Annotated in this window: 18 protein-coding genes and 1 tRNA gene; 4 read left to right on the top strand and 15 right to left on the bottom strand. The window is 43.7% G+C overall.

What is annotated here, in order from left to right; genetic code table 11:
* The first annotated feature begins 58 nt into the window (after positions 1-58).
* On the top strand, positions 59-427 hold the full coding sequence (locus tag BUB99_RS15460; RefSeq protein WP_073123922.1) for a LytR/AlgR family response regulator transcription factor: 369 nt from the start codon (positions 59-61) through the stop codon (positions 425-427).
* Between the two features lie 452 nt (positions 428-879).
* Here the strand turns inward: BUB99_RS15460 and BUB99_RS15455 are convergent.
* From BUB99_RS15455 to BUB99_RS15445, 3 genes are all read right to left on the bottom strand, one after another.
* Positions 880-954, bottom strand: a tRNA-Val gene (locus tag BUB99_RS15455).
* A gap of 99 nt (positions 955-1,053) precedes the next feature.
* Positions 1,054-1,710, bottom strand: coding sequence for a DUF2461 domain-containing protein (locus tag BUB99_RS15450; RefSeq protein WP_073123920.1), 657 nt, complete (start codon positions 1,708-1,710; stop codon positions 1,054-1,056).
* A complete protein-coding gene (locus tag BUB99_RS15445) occupies positions 1,701-2,975 on the bottom strand; it encodes a UDP-N-acetylmuramoyl-tripeptide--D-alanyl-D-alanine ligase (RefSeq protein ID WP_084190589.1) in 1,275 nt (424 codons plus the stop codon). Before BUB99_RS15445 ends, BUB99_RS15450 begins: the two co-directional genes overlap by 10 nt.
* A 99-nt stretch (positions 2,976-3,074) precedes the next feature.
* On the opposite strand from BUB99_RS15445, the gene BUB99_RS15440 reads away from it, so the two are divergent.
* On the top strand, positions 3,075-5,198 hold the full coding sequence (locus tag BUB99_RS15440) for a T9SS type A sorting domain-containing protein (RefSeq protein ID WP_073123916.1): 2,124 nt from the start codon (positions 3,075-3,077) through the stop codon (positions 5,196-5,198).
* A gap of 3 nt (positions 5,199-5,201) precedes the next feature.
* On the opposite strand, the gene BUB99_RS15435 is transcribed toward BUB99_RS15440, so the two are convergent.
* The 12 genes from BUB99_RS15435 to guaB form a co-directional block, all read right to left on the bottom strand.
* Positions 5,202-5,996 (bottom strand): amidohydrolase, encoded by a 795-nt coding sequence (locus BUB99_RS15435; RefSeq protein ID WP_073123914.1) that lies wholly within the window; start codon positions 5,994-5,996, stop codon positions 5,202-5,204.
* Between the two features lie 4 nt (positions 5,997-6,000).
* Complete coding sequence (gene def, locus BUB99_RS15430) at positions 6,001-6,567, bottom strand: peptide deformylase (protein ID WP_073123912.1); 567 nt, start codon at positions 6,565-6,567, stop codon at positions 6,001-6,003.
* The gene (gene ruvX / locus BUB99_RS15425; protein WP_073123910.1) at positions 6,564-6,977 is read right to left on the bottom strand and encodes a Holliday junction resolvase RuvX; all 414 of its coding nucleotides are present in this window, start codon (positions 6,975-6,977) and stop codon (positions 6,564-6,566) included. Before ruvX ends, def begins: the two co-directional genes overlap by 4 nt.
* Entirely contained in the window at positions 6,977-7,711 is a 735-nt protein-coding gene (locus BUB99_RS15420; protein WP_073123908.1) for a hypothetical protein, read from the bottom strand. The genes ruvX and BUB99_RS15420 overlap by 1 nt, the downstream gene beginning before the upstream one ends.
* 97 nt (positions 7,712-7,808) lie before the next feature.
* Positions 7,809-8,771, bottom strand: coding sequence for an AAA family ATPase (locus BUB99_RS15415; RefSeq protein ID WP_073123906.1), 963 nt, complete (start codon positions 8,769-8,771; stop codon positions 7,809-7,811).
* 8 nt (positions 8,772-8,779) lie between these two features.
* Positions 8,780-10,123: a peptidylprolyl isomerase gene (locus BUB99_RS15410; protein WP_073123904.1), complete on the bottom strand. Its 1,344-nt coding sequence runs from the start codon at positions 10,121-10,123 to the stop codon at positions 8,780-8,782.
* Positions 10,104-10,940: a hypothetical protein gene (locus BUB99_RS15405; protein ID WP_084190588.1), complete on the bottom strand. Its 837-nt coding sequence runs from the start codon at positions 10,938-10,940 to the stop codon at positions 10,104-10,106. The genes BUB99_RS15410 and BUB99_RS15405 overlap by 20 nt, the downstream gene beginning before the upstream one ends.
* Before the next feature lie 10 nt (positions 10,941-10,950).
* Positions 10,951-12,909, bottom strand: a complete 1,959-nt coding sequence (locus BUB99_RS15400; RefSeq protein WP_073123900.1) for a peptidylprolyl isomerase — start codon at positions 12,907-12,909, stop codon at positions 10,951-10,953.
* A gap of 1 nt (position 12,910) precedes the next feature.
* Positions 12,911-13,318 carry an ATP-binding protein gene (locus BUB99_RS15395; RefSeq protein WP_073123897.1) on the bottom strand — a complete coding sequence of 136 codons (408 nt, stop codon included), beginning with the start codon at positions 13,316-13,318 and terminating at the stop codon, positions 12,911-12,913.
* On the bottom strand, positions 13,318-13,659 hold the full coding sequence (locus tag BUB99_RS15390; RefSeq protein WP_073123894.1) for an STAS domain-containing protein: 342 nt from the start codon (positions 13,657-13,659) through the stop codon (positions 13,318-13,320). The genes BUB99_RS15395 and BUB99_RS15390 overlap by 1 nt, the downstream gene beginning before the upstream one ends.
* A gap of 1 nt (position 13,660) precedes the next feature.
* Positions 13,661-15,637, bottom strand: a complete 1,977-nt coding sequence (locus tag BUB99_RS15385; protein WP_245816850.1) for a GAF domain-containing SpoIIE family protein phosphatase — start codon at positions 15,635-15,637, stop codon at positions 13,661-13,663.
* A gap of 206 nt (positions 15,638-15,843) precedes the next feature.
* A complete protein-coding gene (guaB, locus tag BUB99_RS15380) occupies positions 15,844-17,313 on the bottom strand; it encodes an IMP dehydrogenase (protein ID WP_073123888.1) in 1,470 nt (489 codons plus the stop codon).
* Between the two features lie 213 nt (positions 17,314-17,526).
* Between guaB and hemA the strand changes: the two genes are divergently transcribed.
* The gene (hemA, locus tag BUB99_RS15375) at positions 17,527-18,801 is read left to right on the top strand and encodes a glutamyl-tRNA reductase (protein ID WP_073123885.1); all 1,275 of its coding nucleotides are present in this window, start codon (positions 17,527-17,529) and stop codon (positions 18,799-18,801) included.
* 2 nt (positions 18,802-18,803) lie between these two features.
* Complete coding sequence (locus tag BUB99_RS15370; protein ID WP_139281041.1) at positions 18,804-21,002, top strand: WG repeat-containing protein; 2,199 nt, start codon at positions 18,804-18,806, stop codon at positions 21,000-21,002.

The following is a 21,002-nucleotide window of genomic DNA, read 5'->3' as shown; positions in this document are numbered from 1 at the left end:
CGCGCAAATCACAACTTAGACTTTTATTTCATCAACAAATCACGCTTGCCAAAAAGCTATGAAAAAAGAAACCTATAGTTGTGTCTGTATAGACGATGACAGACTATTTCTGGAAATCCTTTCCAAGTACATCAAAAATCTTGACTTCCTAAAACTGGAAGCCACCTTCACCAACCCTATGCTTGCCCTTAATGAAGTCGATCAATCCAAGCCTGACATCATTTTTATAGACATAGACCTACCCGAGATCAATGGGTTCACGTTCATAGACGCGCTAGATTACAACCCTATCGTGATCATGATCACCTCACACTGGGAGCACGCAGACACCGCCGCAAAACACGGCATAGACGCCTTCATCACCAAACCACTCAAAGGTACAGAGCAATTCACCGACACGCTATTTAATGCAATTGCTAAGAGGTGATCGCTAAAAGCTGACCCCAAAACAGAAGCGAAAACAATCCGACACAATCTCCAAAAGTAATTTCTTGGAGGAATCTATCAACCGGATCCAGATCGATAAGCCCCTCTTCGCTTCAACGAATGAGAGGAGCCCTAAACCTGACAGGTTTTTAGCCATTCACAAGAGTAAAAGTTAAGGTTTTCTGATGAGGTCATTTTGGTGAAGCTGGATCACTCCGTATTCCTATGGGTAGGAATCAATATTCGACATTGAGCATTCAATAATCATTACTCCAATCATTTAAATATTACCTCAAAGGCTCATAGTAGCTGGTTATTCACGAAAAACAATAATGAATCTTGAATCACGAAGTAATCCTCGATCTCTCTACAGAAATACGGATTGATCCGTATTTTACATAACACGAAAAGTATAGACACAAAAAAAGACAGCCGTAAATGACTGTCTTAGTGTGGGCGCTGAGGGATTCGAACCCCCGACCCCCTCGGTGTAAACGAGGTGCTCTGAACCAGCTGAGCTAAGCGCCCAAGTGTGTATTTTTTCACTACTTGTTCCTAAATCCGTTGATTTGGGAGTGCAAAAATAGAAACCAAATTCATTATTGCAAACATTACGAGGATAAATTTTCAATTAATTGCATTTCGTAGGAATTCATTGAATTTGGCGGTCTTTTGACACACGACTAGTGCCTCCTCTACAAAACCTTGAGCAGCTACCTCCTCATCCGAAAACTCTTTAAGCACATAGAAACTTTTGTACCGAAGTAGATCGATAAAAGGATGATCCTTTGGATAGCCTTTTGGGGCTGTCTTGAGTTGCTCACCTTGAATCTTGCCAAAGGTGGATTTGAAATCCTCCGTATCTATCACAGCCATTAAATCCTTAGGGTTATAATCTATCTCTTGCCGTATCTTCGCTAGCATATCAGGCTGAGGCTTATACATCCCTCCTCCTACGAAATTATGTCCTGGTGCCAAGTGCAGATAAAACCCTGTCCCTTCAGATTTTTTTCCTTGATCTCCCATCAGTGCACCAAAATTGGTTTTATATGGCGTCTTATCTTTGCTAAAACGAATGTCTCGATTGATTCGGAAAACACATTTTTTGGGATCTACTCCTGTGAGCGATGGATCGAACATCGCGATACCGTCAATGAGCACCTGGACTAAGCCCAAGAACTCCACACGGTGACCTTGATAGGCTGTGCGGTGCTCATCAAACCATTCCTTATTATTATTCTTGCTGAGCTCCTTCAAAAAATCTACAACTGGTTTTAATCCCATATCTCTTTGTTTTGAATGAGGCGTTCCATTTGCATACTCCTTGATCCTTTGATCAAAACTGTAGCTCCCGAGATTTTATCTTCCCTTAGATAATCTATGAGTCTATCCACGTCGAGCAATACATGCACAAACTCAGAAGCTTTCTTAAACTCATTTCCGACTAAGTAAAGATTCTTAATCCCTAACTCCTCCGCTTCAGAGACGATACGCTCATGCTCTACCATCGTATAGTCTCCGAGTTCCTTCATCTCACCGAGCATGGCTATTTTCTTTCCCACATTCATATTTGCGAGATTCCTCAATGCAGCCTTCATAGAATCTGGATTTGCATTATAGGCATCCAGAATGATCGTATTGGAACCGATTTCCACGATCTGTGATCGATTGTTATCTGGTTGGTAGGTATCTATGGCATTGTACGGATAGTCCACTTCAAAATGCTTTGCAACCGTGACAGCTGCCGCTATATTCATATAATTATACTCACCTATGATTTCCGTACTATGCTCGTGATCTTGGTCATCGAGGTAGTTTACATAGGGTTTTGCTTCGATCAGCTTACAACTGTCGTTCGGATAATCAACCGATTTTTCAAAACGCTTGGACATATTGACCAGTACAGAATCTAGCTTGTTGATGAAGGGGAGCCCATCTGTCTTTCGTAAGTAATCGAACAGTTCACTTTTGGCTCGAATGATATTGTCTCGCCCGCCAAACTCTCCGATATGTGCCGTACCTATATTGGTAATCAGACCATGCGTCGGCTCTGCGATACGGCAGAGCAACGAAATATCTCCAAGGTGATTCGCTCCCATCTCGATGATCGCAAAATCGACCTCACTATTGATCCCTAATAAGGTCAGCGGTACCCCGATATGATTGTTAAGATTACCCCTAGTATAGTGCACTTTGTATCGCTCACCGAGTACGCGTGCAGTCAGTTCTTTGGTTGTCGTTTTGCCGTTAGACCCTGTGATCGCTAGGAAGGGAAATGTAAATTGTCTGCGGTGATGATTAGCGAGCAACTGTAGAGTCTGTAGCACACTATCCACCAAAATAAAGCGGTCATCCTTCGCTATAGCAGGGTCATCGACCACAGCATAAGAAGCTCCAGATGCTATGGCTTGCTGTGCGTATTGGTTTCCATCAAAATTGTCGCCACGGAGGGCAAAAAAGAGCTGCCCCTTTTCAATAGATCGTGTATCGGTATTGACACCAGTACTGCTTAAAAACTTATCGTATAAACTAGAAATGAATTCTTTCAATATTTTTGTCTTTTGCCGTCGTAAGGTAAAATTTATTTATGGGTCATTCAATAAACAATCCAAAGTATTGGCGTATAATGGAGGTATCAACACGCTAAGATGAAAAGTCTTCTAAAAATAGTCATATTATCTACGCTCACCCTCCACGGGGCGGCCAAAGCACAAACCACGCTTTCTCCCTACACACCTGTCGTCTACCATCAGGAACAAATCCATTTCCCCTTCGCTGGCGGCATCAATAGTGCCCAATATCAAACGATGGATTTGGATCATGATGGAGACCTGGATTTGATTGTTTTTGATCGATCGTCGGACAAAATCAACTGCTACGAAAACCAACAAGACCACTATACATACCACCCCGAGTTCGAACATCTGTTTCCGTCAGGGATTCAAAACTGGATGATACTCAAAGATTATAACTGCGATGGACGTAAAGACCTATTCACCTCCTCGCAACTCGGTATTCATGTCTATCAAAACACCTCAGATGACTTCTCCATCAGTTGGGAAGAAGTCGCCAACCCACTACTCACCAATATCAACACCAATCCCATCAACATCTTTCTCAACACTACGGATATCCCATCTATAGAAGACCTAGATGGTGACGGAGATATAGACATTCTGGTGTTCGACTTTGCAACGGGTATCACCATCGACTTTCATGAAAATCTCTCCATGGATCTCAACAAGACATGTGACCTGATCTACACCCATGCCTCTGACAACTATGGAGGACTTCAGGTATGCGACTGTGACAACTATCAGTTCGCAGGTGACTGCTCGGCTGGCGGTCGGCTCAAACACCTCGCCGGAAAAGCCATACTCTCTATAGACCAAAACCAAGACGGGCTAATGGACTTAATCATCAGTGAAGAAGATTGTCCAGAACTCAACTATCTAGCCAACCAAGGCAATAGCGGAATGGCACTTTTCAACTCCTTGTTTCCTGATTTCCCCTCCGAAAACGAACCACTCGATTTTACACTTTTTCCAGCAAGCTTCTACGAGGACGTGACCTTTGATGGTCAAAAAGATCTGCTCATCTCTCCAAATGTGAGAGACAACTCCCAGCGGAATATCAACTTCCAACAATCCAGTTTGGTTTATCCCAATCAAGGCGCTAACAGTTTTACTAGCTCACGAGCATTCCTACAACAGGAAATGATAGACGTAGGTGAATGGGCCTATCCCAGCATCGCAGACATCAATGGAGACGGCATCAACGATCTCGTACTTGGCAACAAAGGCTCATTGCTCCATGACCAATACGTCAGCACGCTAACGATATACCTCGGTCAAGCCGATGGCAGTTTTTCATTCCATAACTCGGATCAGTTTGGGCTTGGGAGTTTGGGACACACCGACATCAAACCACAATTCGTAGACATCAACGGTGACCATAGACTCGACTTGGTATTTACGTCTGTAGACGAAAGGTTTAGAAACAAAATGCACTACCTACTCAATCTTGGCAGTGGAGAAGAGATGACTTTTAATCTAAGCCAGCTGACAGAAATCACCATTAGCTACACCTCGGGTGATGACGTATTGTTATACGATATGGACGATGATGGAATACTCGATGCACTTATCGCTCGGAGCTATGGCGAGCTAGACTACTACCGCAACACTGGCGAAATGAACTTCGTCATCGAGACCTTTAATCTACTCGATGCAGAAAAGGGCGCACCTACCAATCTATCGATAACTATAGGAGACTTGGACAGTAACGGTTCGAACGACCTACTGACCACCGACCGTTCAGGCCAAATGACGGTGTACAACGACTTCCCAAACCAGCTAGACCAGCCCTACAGCCTGCAAGTGCAATACGAACCCAATACCTCTCTGCACACCACCCGACTAGGTCGCTACACCAAACCTATAATCGGTCAGCTTTTCGGCAAAACAGTCGTCGCAGCAGGCAGCATACAAGGGGGGCTATGGCTATATCAAGCCTCTCCTTCAGATGCACCAGACCTAACATTGCTCGCCTACCCTAACCCTACTGGAGCGGATCGTCAAGCAACATTTCGCTCAAACCAGGATGCTACGCTCTACCTCCTCACCACCGCTGGACATCTCGTTCTCAAAGGCGTGTCCTTACGAGCTGGACAACCTCAGACCTTAGACTTCTCTACACTAAGGAAGGGGGTTTACATCGCCTACATCCAGTCTGGAAATGCTAAAGCTTCTCAGAAAATTATTGTTGATTGAGTTTTAACGGATATCAAACGCATCCGCATCACGCAAGAAAGCAAACTTTTGTCGTACCATATCCAGAGCCAGTTTATCTACTTTTTGGATTAGTATCCCTTCTTCACCTATCAGGGGACGTGTCATCTGCTCTCCTAGTGCATCATACACTGCACTGTGCCCATCATATAGATGCTCGTTACCATCCAAACCTGTCCGGTTGACGCCTGCCACATACGCCAGATTCTCGATCGCACGTGCAGGCAGCAAGGTGTCCCAAGCCTTAATCCGTACTTTGGGCCAGTTGGCGACATATAACAGCAGGTCATAGCCATAGTCTCCGTCCAGCGTCACATGATTACGTGCCCATACTGGAAAACGCAAGTCATAGCATACCATCGGACATATACGCCAGCCTTTGTAAGTCACTACCAGACGCTCCTGTCCTACAGTGAAGTAATCCTCCTCCTTGGCCAACGAAAACAAGTGCCGTTTGTCATAGAACTGAATCGTACCGTCAGGAAAAGCAAACACAAAACGGTTGTAAAAGTGCTCCCCTTGACGCACGATGTAGCTACCTCCAACTAATGCATCGCGCTGGGCAGCCATCTGTAGCATCCACTTTTGCGTCTTGAGGCCTGACACCTCAGCGAGCTCTGCGGGGTTCATAGAAAACCCCGTACTGAACATCTCAGGGAGCAAAATCAAATCCACCTCCTCATGGATAGTCCAGATTTTCTCCTCGAACATCGCCAGATTCCCATCGGCATTTTCCCAGTGGAGTTCTGCTTGTATGATGGCAATCTTGAGGTCCTTCATTTTACTACTTTTTCTTAGGGAGTTTTATTTTATAATCTGCATCACACTTACCCTTGGTGATGTTGGCGAGTTTTCCTTTGAGAATGCGCTTTTTGAAAGGCGTCAGGTAATCCGTGAACAAGACTCCCTCAATATGATCGTACTCGTGCTGAATAATACGGGCTTTCATCCCGTCAAATTCCTCTTCGTGTTCTTTGAAATTCTCGTCTAGATAGTTGATTCGCAGACGTTCTGGTCGGCTCACGTCTTCACGTATGCCAGGGATACTCAAACAGCCTTCGGTAAAAACCCATTCCTCTCCATCTTCCCAGAGTATCTCTGGGTTGATGAATACTTTTCGAAAGTCGGACATATCCTCTTCACCCTCCTCATCGTCTAGGGGGCTACCATCCACGACGAACATACGTATCGACATACCAATCTGTGGTGCTGCTAGACCGATCCCACTGGCACTCGCCATGGTCTCGAACATATCCTCAGCGAGCTTCTTTACATCAATACTTCCTTCTTCTATATCCTGAGCTTCTTTCTTCAAAACAGGATCTCCATATACCACGATCGGATAAATCATATACTAGACTCTAAAAACGACTGTAAAATAATCGTCGCACTCAATTTGTCGACGTTCTCTTTTTTCCTTCGGTCACTTTTTTTCATCCCGCCATCTAGCATCGCTTTTTTAGCCATCTTGCTGGTAAAACGCTCGTCAACGGTATGAATTTGGTGCGTTGGAAATTTTTTCTGGAGCAAAGTTATAAAATGCCTTACAGATGCGGTACTATCTGTATCCTTATTCATCAAATCCTTCGGCATCCCGATCACAATCGTCTCAATCCCCTCGGTCTCGTGATACTTGACTAAGTAGTCCAGCGCCTGATATGTTGGCACAGTATCTAAAGGTGATGCGATGATCTGCAATGGGTCGGTCACTGCTAGCCCTGTTCTCTTTTTGCCATAGTCTATGGCGAGCACTCTCCCCATTAGTTTTGGATTACTTTGGTTCTGAAAAGTGCCTTAGCCCTTTTCTCTAGTTCCATGGCTTTTGGAAACAAAATATCGTTCTCTATACGCGCATGCACCTGTAGCTTGTCATCAAAGGCCTTCAGCTCCTGCAGGATAACCTTGAGCTGGACATCCTGCAAATCTACCAAGCTATAGCTATTGGTAATCCCACGAATACCCGCCATCTCATCGTCAGAGTCGTGGTGGTGGAGTGCAAATTCTTGAATAGAAAAATCATCTCGATCCAAGAGTGGGTTACGAGAATTCGGTTCGGTTAAGTAGCTATCAAGGTCGAGAATGTACGCAAAAAACTTATCCTCCTCTTCGTAGATATGTTTGATAAAATCCTCTACAAACATCGGTAAGATCATTTTCAAATCTTCCTTTAATACAGAAGTCGTTCCTCCATTGAGTCGGTTGACAGTCTTGAGCAGAAAGGGTAGCGCATCCTTGATAAATACCTGATGTGAATGCTTGAGATAAGCGATCACCAACTCTACCGGACATTTTCTTAAAGCTAAAAAATCCATCGCCCGTTCGCTTCTGCTATTTTCTAGCACGGCAGACAGTTGCTCCGAGGAGAGATTGTGTTCAGCACACACCTCTTTCAAGGTTTTGTTTCTGGATTCATAAAACTCAACTCCAAAAAAATCCAGCACTTTGGCATAGACAAAATTCTCGTTGATTAAGCTTTCTATTGATTTGTTCTCCATAGGGTTATTGAGTAATAGCGTCTACCAAAGATAAAAAATCAGAAAGCGAGGAGCAATTAAAAACGAAGACTCCTATCAAAGATCATCTAAATGCGACCTATAATAACGCTTGTATGATTTTGGTCATGGACATGCCTTCTGCCTCCGCTTTGAAGTTGCGCACGATACGGTGACGCAGCACAGGTTCGGCGATAGCCTTGACATCTTCGATATCCGGTGAATATTTACCACTTAGTAGCGCATTGCATTTGGCCGCCTTGATGAGGAACTGTGATGCTCTAGGTCCAGCTCCCCACTCTAGATAAGATTTGGTCACATCTGTAGCACGATCAGAGTTAGGACGTGTCTTATGCACTAGGTCTACGGCATACTCTACCACATTGTCTGCCACAGGCACGTCGTTCACCAACTGCTGAAAAGCGATGATTTGCTCTCCATTCAATACTGGTTTCACTCCTTCCGATACATTTATCTTTTGCTTGACGATATCTACTTCGGACGCAAAAGACGGATAATCTAGCGTCACCATGAACATGAATCGATCAAGCTGCGCTTCGGGTAGCGGATAAGTCCCCTCTTGCTCTATTGGGTTCTGTGTCGCGAGTACAAAAAATGGTTTTTCTAATTCCCATTTCTTTCCTCCGACAGTCGCCGAATACTCTTGCATCGACTCTAGCAATGCCGCCTGCGTCTTAGGTGGCGTACGGTTGATCTCATCAGCGAGTACGATATTCGAGAAGATAGGCCCTTTGATAAATTTAAAGTTTCGGTCTTTATCCAGAGTCTCCGCTCCCAAAATATCCGACGGCATTAGGTCAGGTGTGAACTGAATACGACTAAAATCTAAATGAAGTGCCGAAGAAATCGTTTTGATCAAAAGCGTTTTGGCAAGTCCTGGCACCCCTACCAACAAAGAGTGCCCCTGACAGAATATAGCCGTCAACAGTAGTTTCACGACATCATCTTGTCCGATGATTACTTTAGAAATTTCCGCTTTGAGATCAGTGTAAGCCTTGTGCAAGGCATCCGCTGCTTCTACTTCATTTTTGAATTCGGTCATATGATTTCTTAATCTAGCAGGATACGACAATAATCGTACTCTTCGTCTATGTTGATGTATACCTCGCCTTGAGCACCTTTGAACCAGTCAGACATGATACCGTTGCGCTTGTTAGCAAGTGCTGCCGACCTGATCTTCTGATAGTCATCCAAAAGATTCGCTTGGTGGGGTGGTATTTTTGCTCTGTAATATACAATTCTAACGGCAGCTTTGCCATCAGGCATCTTATACTCAAAAGGTTTGGACACCTCGCCGACTTTCATCGTGTCGATGGTGAAAAACATCGTAGGATCTAGCTCCTCCACAGAGATACGCATGGCACCATCTGCATCACTAAAATATCCCCCATTACCACTGGTCTGCTTGTCATCTGAGTGCTCCTTGGCCAATATATCGAATCGCATACTGTCTCTGACAATACTCGTTCTCAAGCTATCCAAAAAGTCCTTGCTCTCCTGAATATCTGACTGTGTTGCTTTGGGGATCAACAAAATGTGTCTGGAGTTGTACCGATTTCCTCGGCGCTCGATGAGCTGAATCAAGTGAAACCCAAACTGGGTCTCTACTGGCTCGGAAATTTCTCCTGGCTTCATGCCCAAAGCTGCTGCTTCGAACTCTGGCGCGAGTTCGCCACGGTTAAAGAAACCTAACTCGCCTCCCTGACGCGCCGACCCTGGGTCCATCGAGTACTTACTTGCCAGTACCCCAAAATCCATCCCATTTTCAATTTGATCCTTGAACTCTAGAAGTTCCAGTCGGATTTGATCTTTCACCTTGTCATTAGGCTCAGGGATTTTAACCAAGTGGCCAATCGTCACTTCGGTAGAAAAATACGGCAAGCTATCCGATGGGATCTTCTTAAAGAAACTCTTAACCTCCGAAGGAGTAATACTGACATCCGCACTGATGAGCCCCTGCATCTTTCGTACAATCATCTGCTCTTTGATCTGATCAAAGAGTTCCTCTCTAAACTGAGCCACTGTCTTACCGTAGACTTCTTCTAGCTTTTCTTCGGAACCGATCTGCTGGATAAAATAAGACATCCGCTGACCCAATTCCTGCTCTACCTGTATGTCCATCACCTCCACCGAATCGAGTTCTGCTTTGGCTACCATGAGTTTATTGATCACGAGGCTCTCTAATATCTGACACTTCACATCTCCCTGGGTAATCTCCCCTCTGGACATGAACTCCATATAGCCTTTTTCCAACTCAGACTTGAGCACAATATAATCATCCACCTTGGCGATGATCTTGTCTATCACCACTCCCTTGTCTGCCTTTTGTCCCATCGCTACCGAACAGGTCAGTAGCAACATGATCAGACTTGCCTTAATATATTTCGAATTCATTGTTCTCTTTTGCGTTCTTTAATAGGTCCTCCTCTAGCTGTCTCCTCAGTTCGACCTTCTTCTTATTGATTAGAATGCTTTCTATGTTGTCATGGATGTATTCCAATGGAGAAATTTGATTGGAAATTTTATAATCAAGCAAGCGTATGAAGTAATAGTTGGATTCATCCGAGCTCTCTATGTAGCTATTGTTTTTTAAAAAGGTGACCTTGTCCTGCACATTGGCAAAGGGTGTGCTAGCGATCACTTCATCGAAATTGAGCCACAGCTCCGTCTCCAGCGAAGACTGAGAGGCAAACCGATAACAATAAGATTGGATCTCTTCTAGGTCAGAATTAGGGTAGGAGCGAATCAGCTTGCGAAAATTATCCATCTGAGGCGCTTCGGCAGGTACTACCGCATAAAGGCACCTGATGATGTTTTGTCGGAGAATAAAATTTTCAAACTTATCGTCGTAATAGGTCTTGATTTCATCTTCTGAGATATTCTTCTCCAAACGCTGGTTCACGTAGTACTTTTCAAACTCATGAACCATCAGTGCATAGCGATAGTCTAGTACTTTGCGTTCGATATTCGCCTCATCAAAATCGATCTCTTGCGAAGCGCGTGAAATTGTTAATTGCTTTCTAATCCACGAATCAACGTACTTCTGAATGATCTGAGCACTATCAGTACTCCCTGAGCCTGTCAACCCTTCGATATCATCTTCATACAGGTACACCTCATTGACGCGAGCTATGGCCTTCTTGTCCTCTTCGACAACTGGTTCTAACGGAGCATAGAGTTTCTCACAGCCAAATAAGACTAGACTCAGCAATAGGGCAATATTAATTGAATGTTTTAACAAAACTCTTCAGTACTTTTTTGTTCAGCTTATATGGGTACTTTTTGCGCAATTGCGCAATCCATAGTTGCTCTAGTTCCATTTGATAATCTGAAATCACGAGACCTCTCACACTGTCCAATGGTCGCTGTGCAGCAGGAATCACTTTGCTGACCACCCATAGGATGTGATAATCCTCCGTAGATTGGCGGTGATTGCCCACCGTCCAGTTTTGATCAAGAAAATCAACTTCTCCTTTCTTAATTTTCAAATCATCAATTTGCAAAGCTAAAGCTTCTTGGGAATTGAATAGACTATCCAACTGGGAATTTGAAAAGCTCAGGTAACTGCTCGCACTATCCAAAACCGCTTTGTCCTCTGCGGTCAATTTCCGTACCTGTAGGAACTCCTCAGAAACATAGACATCCTTGTTGGATTCATAATAGTCCTGTAGCCCTACACTATCCGTCAATGCTTTTTGCCAGACCTCCTTCTCCATCAGGTTAAACAGCAAAATACCGCTCCTGTATTCATCCAAAATCCGCTGATACTCCACATTGTTCTGCTCGACGAAAAGCATCTCTGCATCCAAAATACGTTTGGTCTCGAAGCGCTGGTAGAGCTGTCGCTTATACGCTTCCAAATCTGCAGACTGTCTGTTTCGTTGATTCTCCTCCGCAAAAGCATAAAAGTCTCCAACAGTGTATTCCTGATCTTCCAGCGTAAAGAGCGCATTGGCAAGCGTTGTACTCGTCGTGTCGTAACTCCACTGCCCCATCTTCACAGTAGAATCCATAGCAGATAGCGCCTCCCGCCAAACCACTGAATCCAACTGATAGGCATGTTCTTTTTTGAGCGTAGTGATCACCACAGATTGTGTCGCTTTTGATCTGCTATCCCGCTTGACACGCTGCTCTAATTCTGCCTGCATGTCCTCGAAACTCCCAACAGGCTTTTTCTCCAGCAGCATTATAATATGCCACCCAAACCGCGTCTCCACTGGCTCACTCATGTCTCCTGGGTTCTGTAAAGCAAATGCCGCATCCTCAAACTCCGGCACCAAAGCCCCCGTCCCGAACCATCGCATCTCACCATTATTGTTAACTGAACTCTTGTCCTCGGAGTACATCTTGCACTGCTCATTCCAGTCCTTTCCTTCCTTTAGATTCTCATAGATCGAATCGATCTTTCGCTCTGCCTTATCCGATGCACTATCCTGCTGATGACGAATCATAATATGCGCTACTTTGACTTGCCCTCTAGCAGGACGCTTGTCGATGACCTCTAGTAAGTGATACCCAAACTGGGTTTTGATTGGCCCCACGACTGTGCCTACCGGGTTGTTATAAGCAGCATTTTCGAATGGATAAACCATCTGTAGCACAGAAAAATAACCCAAGTTGCCCTGATTCATCTTTGCACTGGGATCTTCGGAATACCTGGTTGCCATAGTTGCAAAATCCGCACCCGCTGCGATCTCTGCCTTAATCCCTAAAAGGCGGTTGTAGACCGCTAAAGTATCGGATGGCAATGCATTTTCGTCTACTTTGAGCAGAATGTGAGCAGCTGACACCTCTGACTGCAACCGATCGTATGCTTCTTCTAATAGGTTTTGGTTGTATTGGGTAGCAATCAAGTAGGGTTCTACCAACTGCTTTTTGTATCCTTCGAGTTCTTGTATGAAAGCTGGGCTCTGATCCATACCGAGCCCTTGAGCTTCCTGTACTTTCAGTCTAAATTTGACATAGAGATCCAAATACTCCTCCACCTTGTACTCTGCACTATCCGCGCTAGGTGGTTCAGCATTTTTCAGAAAATAATACTCGAAAGTTCCCAGATCATAGTTTTGATCACCGAGACGAAACAGGTCTTTGGACAGCAGATTGCTATCGGTCTGGGCTTGGGTATAAAAAAAGGTAAGGGAGAGTAAAAGGGTAATTACAGATTTTAACTTCATTGTCATTTTAGAATTTCTTCATCATTCGACAAATGTTACGATTCTTTTCTATTTTGAACTCCACTTTGTCCATTATATTTCTAACGAGCATGATCCCTAACCCTCCCTTCTTTCGAGAACGAATAATCTCCTCTAAATCTGGCTCTTTGTAGCTGTCATAGACAAAGCCTTTGCCATGGTCTATGATCTCAAATATCACACAGTGGTCTCCATGATCCTCTACAAAAAGCTCCAGCTTTTCGGATGCATCGCATTGGTTTGAATGTATAATGAGGTTGGCACAGACCTCATCTACCGCCAAAATAATCTTGTGGCATTCATTTTCGGAAACCCCCATATTGCCCAGCGTCTCCGCTACGAAAGCACGGATCTCTTTGAGTTTCTCCTTAGCACATGATGTCTTGAACTGGTGCATTATTTAACCGCCTCCAAGGCTTCTTCTTTATCTTTTTTAATCACTAACAATTGATCCAAACCAAGTATCTCAAACACTTCGAATACTTTTTCTTTCATTCCAAACAACACGAAACGAATCCCTTCAGCTTCTATCTCTTGAATGTTAGACATAAATACGCCTAAGCCTGCCGACGAGATATAATCCAAACCTCGTAGATCGACTAAGATGTGTTTGCTCTCAGTCATAGCCGTGGTGAGCGCCTCATCCAAATGAATGGACGAAGAAGCATCCACCTCTCCTATCACTATGATCTCATAGTGTCCCGTCTGCTCATCTATCTGCTTCTCTATATTTACCATATCATTTAAATTTTAGAATCACCAACGTATAATCATCGTCCAACGAACGCTTGCCGCAGAACTCGTATAGCTCATCTATTATTCCTTTCTGTATTTCTTGAGGTTGTTGGTCTGCATATCGTGTCAACGCCGCAAGCAATCTATCCATACCAAACTGTTCTTTGCTGGCATTGCAAGCTTCCGTCACACCATCAGTGTAGAGCACCAGTACATCGTCCGGTTGATACTCGAAATCATTGACTTGTACGTATTTATGAAAATTAGAGTTTCTTAATATACCCAATCCCAAGCCTTTGTTCTTGAAAAAATCTGACGTCTGGGTGTCGGTTCTATAGAACAATGAGGGGCAATGTCCTGCACGAGCAAAATTGATCCGCTGCTCATTACTATCGATCACAAAATATGAGACTGTAATAAAGGAAGTAGTCTCCAAGCAGCGACTCAGTGCGCTATTGGCATGGATCAAAAAATCCTTCGGGTCTAAATCCAACTGCACCAAACTTTGAAAAATCCCCTTCATCTGTGCCATGTTAAAAGCAGCAGAGGTTCCCTTGCCCGACACGTCACCAATGATCAACGCAGTGCGGTGGTCGTCCAGCTGGAAATAGTCGTAATAATCACCTCCCACCTCATCAGCAGCTACTGTGAAGGCATGTATATCAAATGCCTCGGTAGACACCAGATCATCTGGAAGCAACTTGCTCTGCACTCGGTTAGCAATATCCAACTCTTCTTTGTAACGCTCTGTCACGATGGCCTCATTGAGCAACCTAAAATTCTCGATCGAAATGCTCGCTTGGTTCACAAAAGTGTCGATGATATCTACCATCTCCTTGTTAAATCCATCATCCACCTGCTTGAGCAGGACGAGACTGCCTATTTTCCTGTTTTTGATCAAAACAGGAAAATATAGAACCGATCGGTTCAGGGTGTTCTTAATATTAGCAGAGATCTTAGGGTAAACGGTATTTTTTTCAAACTCCGAGTTCAGCACTTTCTTGAATCGACTCTTTTCAAATGCCTTTTCTATGTCTTTGATTTCCTTCTTTTGAAGATTGTAGGTGAGCGTCAACTCTACATCGTCTTCCTCATCATGTATCTCCAACCAAGCAGCATCAGAGAACACCGCGCTCACCGCACTATCCAGTAAGATTTCATATACTTTCTCTTCGCTCTCACCAGCAGGTATAGACTGGCTGAGTCGCTGAAAATTGACAGCCTCCTTGATCTTTCGTTCAAAAACAGAAGTAGTCGGTAAGTTGAACAGGATCACTAAAAATGAAATCAATGAATATACTACTATGAAAGTGATCACGGCTAGGATGTAAACACTGTCTAGCAAGTCCCTCACCAGTACTGTCTGCTCAGAATAAGACATCAGGGATTTGAAGAAATACCAGATATAGATTACCACCAAAAAAATGAAAAGCAAGCTCCTCCACTTCTGTTTAAAGTTGAGATAAGCGATCCACTTCAGATTAAAAGAAAGCACAATGCCAATCAACGCCAAGATAGAATACAGCACTAAAAACGAAGTATCCTGATAGTCATGCGAAAACAAATCAAAGATCAACGTCATCATCAGCGCATATTCGAATATCTGCCATGCCGCCAGTAGAGATTTGGATTTCTGATACAGAATCAGACGCTTCCACACCACATAGGTAGAGATCAAAAACCCAATGACCAATCCTAGAATCACGTGATAGAATAGGTTGATGATAAGCAGGTTCTGTGCGAATTTATGCGCGCCGAATATAGAGAAGAAAAACTCTATCATCAGAGTGACCAAGGTAGCTATCAGACCAAAAACAAAAACCCGCCAGAGTAACTCCACGAAGTTTACACTCTCGGCTTTCCCTATATTATAGCGGTAGAAGGTCAGTACTGATATGATAAAAAAAGTCAGCAGCAGATTGGCCACAAAACCTGGCAAGCCAAACTCAATATTGTTCTCCTGACTGAATAGCGTCATCATGTCGACTATTGTCAGTAGCGACCAAAAGACAGATCCGAATATTACACTAAGTCTAATTATGCCTTTTTGGGATAGCATATACGCTTTTTATCAATTCGGGGCAATTTAGCAATAAAAGTGAAATTCTCGCCCTGCCTAAAACAACAAAGGCCTTGATAGATATGATCTAACAAGGCCTTCAAAAAAATTGTTAACGCATCTTCTTCCTATCGAGAATAGTTAGGTGCTTCTCGCGTGATTTGAATATCATGTGGATGAGACTCAGCCATCCCAGCACCTGTCACTTTCACAAAGCGCGCTGCTTTAAGCGCCTCGACATTGCCTGCTCCACAGTAACCCATACCTGCTTTCAAACCTCCTGTAAGTTGATAAAGCACCTCAGCTACCATGCCTTTGTATGGCACTCGTCCTACGATCCCTTCTGGGACTAATTTCTTAATATCATCTTCAGCATCTTGGAAATAACGATCCTTAGAACCATCCTCCATCGCCTCGACAGACCCCATACCTCTGTAGGTCTTGAATTTTCTTCCTTCGTAGATGATTACTTCTCCTGGTGCCTCTTCAGTACCTCCTAGCAACGAACCAATCATAATACAGTTGGCTCCTGCTGCGATCGCCTTGACAAAATCTCCAGAGAATCTGATACCGCCATCAGCGATGATCGGCACATCTCTTCCTTCGAGTGCTTTGGCTGCTTCATAGACCGCTGACAACTGTGGCATTCCTACTCCTGCGATGATACGCGTGGTACAGATACTACCTGGTCCTACCCCCACTTTGATAGCATCTGCTCCAGCATCTGCTAGCGCGACTGCCGCCTCTGCAGTGGCAATATTACCCACGATCACGTCTAGTTTTGGAAATTTACTTTTGATACGTTTACAGGTATCAATCACTCCTTTCGAGTGCCCGTGTGCAGTATCGATCGATACTACATCTACGCCTGCTTCGAGCAGCTTCTCTACTCTTTGTTCGATATCTGGCGTGACACCTACCGCTGCACCTACTCTCAGTCTACCAAACTCATCCTTACAAGCCATTGGCTTGTCGATGTTCTTCAGTATATCCTTGTAAGTAATAAGTCCTGTTAAGACCCCTTTGTCATTGACGATAGGTAATTTTTCGATTTTGTGCTCTTGCAGGATAGCCTCAGCTCCTTTAAGCCCCACTCCGTCATTGGCAGTGATGACATTTTCACTGGTCATAACCTCTCTCACGCTGAGTTTTGGGTTCTTTTGGAAACGCAAATCACGGTTGGTCACGATTCCGATCAATTTACGATCTGTATCAATAACGGGAATCCCACCGATTTTGTATTCTTTCATACAAGCCAATGCATCACCAATCGTAGCAGTCTCTGGTAAAGTGACTGGATCGAGGATCATACCACTCTGCGATCGCTTGACCTTGCGTACCTGAGCAGCCTGTTGCTCAATCGTCATGTTTTTGTGAATGATACCAATACCGCCTTCTAAAGCCATCGAAATAGCCAAAGCGGAATCCGTGACAGTATCCATCGCGGCAGACACTAAAGGAATGTTTAATTTGATATTCTTCGTCAAGTAAGTACTAGTATCAGTATCTCTTGGTAAGACCTCCGAATATCCTGGGAGAAGAAGCACATCATCATAGGTGAGGGCTTCAAAAACGAGTTTAGAACTGTCGAAATGCATGGGCAAATAAGTGTTTTTATTTGCCGTGCAAAACTATGGTCTAAAGCATGATTTTCATCACCTTCTTCACAATATTTTCAATAAAAACATGGAATAAATTCCAATACCCACAATAATCAATTTGTAATGATTATAAATAATAGTCGTGACAGCTCTTTGACATTAATAATTATCATTTTGACTTAATTTTGCCTCTTGGAGAGTGAGTGATATATGCACAATCAATTTAAAGCAGTAGGATTATCTTATAAGAAAACCCCCTTAGAGACGCGGGAGTTATTTTCTATGGATCAAAGGGCAATCAAGGCCTTCTTGAATCTTTTGAATGACTATTCGGAGATTTCAGAAGCCATTGTCCTGTCGACGTGCAATCGTACGGAGATTTTCTACTCCTCACCTACTGACCAATTTGATACAATTCTCAAGCTCATCGGTATAGCCAAGGGCATAGAAGAGACACAAAACTACGCCCAGTACTTTTTTAGTTTCGCAAAACATGAAGATGCTGTCCTTCATTTGTTCAATGTATCCATTGGACTAGAAGCACAGGTGATTGGGGATCTCCAAATCATCAATCAGGTCAAGAATGCCTATCAATGGTCTGCGGACGAAAACATGGCAGGCCCGTTCATCCATAGATTGCTGCACACCATCTTCTTTACGAATAAGAGAGTCGTGCAAGAAACTGCCTTTAGAGATGGAGCAGCTTCTGTATCTTATGCTACAGTAGACCTGATCAGTGAGCTCACCACGGGCATTCAAACCCCTAAAATACTCGTACTCGGTCTCGGTGAGATCGGAGAAGATGTCGCGAGAAACCTCGAGAACATTGCCAGCAAAGAAGTCTTCGTCTGCAACAGAAGCATCGAAAAAGCACAAGCACTCGCTGACGAACTCGGCTATCAAGTGATTGACTTTGCGCAATATAAAAGTGCTGTGGCTGAAGCCGATATTATCATCTCTTCCGTCACTACTGATGAACCCATCATTCACAAGTCTCTCTTTGCAACCAACAAAGTAATGAGTCACAAATATCTATTTGATCTCTCGGTACCGAGAAGCATCGAAAAAGATATCGAATCTGTCAATGGGCTTTTGCTCTACAACATTGACAACATACAAGCGAAAGCATCCAAGGCCCTAGAAAAACGAATTGCGGCTATCCCGGATGTAAAAAGCATTATCAATGAAGCCATCACTGAGTTTGGCAGTTGGACACAAGAGATGGAAGTTTCTCCCGTGATCAATAAATTAAAAAACGCATTAGAAGATATTCGCAAAAACGAAATCGCTCGTCACCTCAAAAAAATCAGTCCAGAAGAATCTGAATTGGTGGATAAGGTGACCAAGAGCATGATGCAAAAAATCATCAAACTCCCAGTCCTTCAACTCAAAGCCGCATGCAAAAGAGGAGAGGCCGATTCATTGATCGAAGTGCTCAACGACCTATTCAACCTCGAGAAACAAGAAGAACAACTTAAAAAGTAAGCGTGAGGAAACTGATTCGCAGTGGTAGTGCTACCACTCTATTGCTATGTTTTCTTCTAACCTACACTTTACCCTCATTCGCTCAGGGCAATTATTCCTATTTTGAAGAAAATGAACGTGTGGGGCTCAAAGATAAAAATGGAGAAACCCTCATCACACCAAAGTATCAAAAGCTTGGTTGGTCATCAGGCTTTCAATATCCCGTCAAAGGTGTCATTGGCTACTACGACGGTACAGCATGGGGACTAGTCACAGTCAAAGGAAAAGTCGTCACCACTCCAAAATACTACAGCCTAGAAGCCGTGCATGGTAGCCTGATCGTCGCATCTATCAAAGGAAAGTTCTCTAACCTCCTCCTATACGGAACAATCAACGCCAACGGGCAGACAATCATCAGCTTCAAAAACCAAACGATCAAACTAGACCATGATCACATCATAGTCTCAGAAAAAATCAAACACAAACGCTACAGCGGCCTGTACACCCAAACCAATAAAGAAATCCTCCCCAAAAGTTATCGAACGATACAATACCTAGACCATGGTATGTTTCAGTTCACAGATACGCTAAACCAGCACGGGCTTGTACGTACGACGGGGGAAATTATACTCACACCAAGCCTCGATAGCATCGCGCCCTATTCTGGAGACTATGCCCTCGTGTACAAGACCGGAAAAGTCGGATTAATTTCCGCTCAAGGCCAGTACATCCATCAGCCCAAATACAAAGCAATAACCAGCGACCAGACGACAATACCCTTCGATCAATTCGACATCAAAACATCAGAAGACCAACTAAACGGCAGCTGGTCTGCGGACTCTATTTTTATGATTAGAGATCGGTTCTTAGCCATCTGTACCAATGGCTGGGCTGAGATCATCAATCAAAACAAAGAGACAGTTTACCGTGGGCTTCTTCCTACGAAAATTGACGCTTTCAAAAGCCACCTAGTCATCACCAATTATAAGACGACTACATTGATTCCATCCGGAAAAACTGTCTTTAGAACTGTCAATTTTGACAGTGTCAAAATTGACAAACATTATCTCTATGGATATACCGACAAGCATTGGAAGGTCTACAATTCCTTTGGTCGTGAACTCAATGGCAAAAGCTATGATGGTATTCAGACCGAAAGCAACAACCTGATTCCTGTCAAAAGAAATGGCTACTGGGGCTATCTGGACTTATCTGGTGAGGTAGCCATCAACTACAAGTATGAAGCTGTCAGCCCATTCTTCCAAGAAATAGCTGCGGTCAACTACTTAGGTTACAACAACGTCATCAATCAATTCGGAGAAGTCGTGGGAGAAGCCTCTTATGATTCCATCTGGATAAATCACGACAATACTGCGCGCGTCAAACAACGCTCCAGAACAGACATCCTCAACAAGAATGGTGCGGCACTCTTCCAAACCTACAATCAACTGACACCTCACCAACTGGGCTATCTGGAAAAAACCGAATCAGGGCAAGTCGGCCTTATCGATCACAATGGCCGTATACTATTCTACCCAAAATATGACATGATTTCGCCACTCATCAGAGACCGTTTTATCATTATTCAAAAGCGGAACCAAATAGCCGTTTCTTTCAAAGACGGGTCTTTTTTGATCCCTTTCACAGACGACTACCAAGCTATCTCAGACATCTCAGAAGGTTTTCTCTCTATCCAAAAAGACAATCAATACGGTTTTATTGATTTTGATCAGCAACTGCGCATCGCCAATCGCTATGACAGTGTTGGGCATTTTCAGGAGGGCTTATGCCCTGTCCGGTTACACGGTCACTGGGGCTATGTAGACAAAAAAGAAGAGCTAATCATACAGCCTAACCTGGACAGTGTCTCTCACTTTGTTGATCACATGGCTATTGTAAAAAGAGATGAAAAATATGGCGCGTACGGTATAGATGGTGAGATAGCCATAGACATCAACTATGACCAAATCACAAAGACTCCTCGTGATATGTTCATCGTAGCGTCAAATCAAAAATATGGCTTATATGACAGTCATGGAAACAAAATACTTAGCCCTTCCTATGACCTGATCTCAGAGAGTAGTGATGGCTATTTCATCGTATCGCGTAGAACAAAAGCAGGGCTGATGAATACCAATGGACTTTATACAATTCCTCTAAAGTACGATGAAATCTACGAATTGAAATATGGACAATATGTCTGCAAGAAAATCGTGAAGTAG

Source organism: Reichenbachiella agariperforans, assembly GCF_900142205.1.
In the GTDB taxonomy this organism is placed as follows: domain Bacteria; phylum Bacteroidota; class Bacteroidia; order Cytophagales; family Cyclobacteriaceae; genus Reichenbachiella; species Reichenbachiella agariperforans.
The sequence above is the reverse complement of the archived record's forward strand: the minus strand, read 5'-3'. Positions and strand labels throughout refer to the sequence as shown.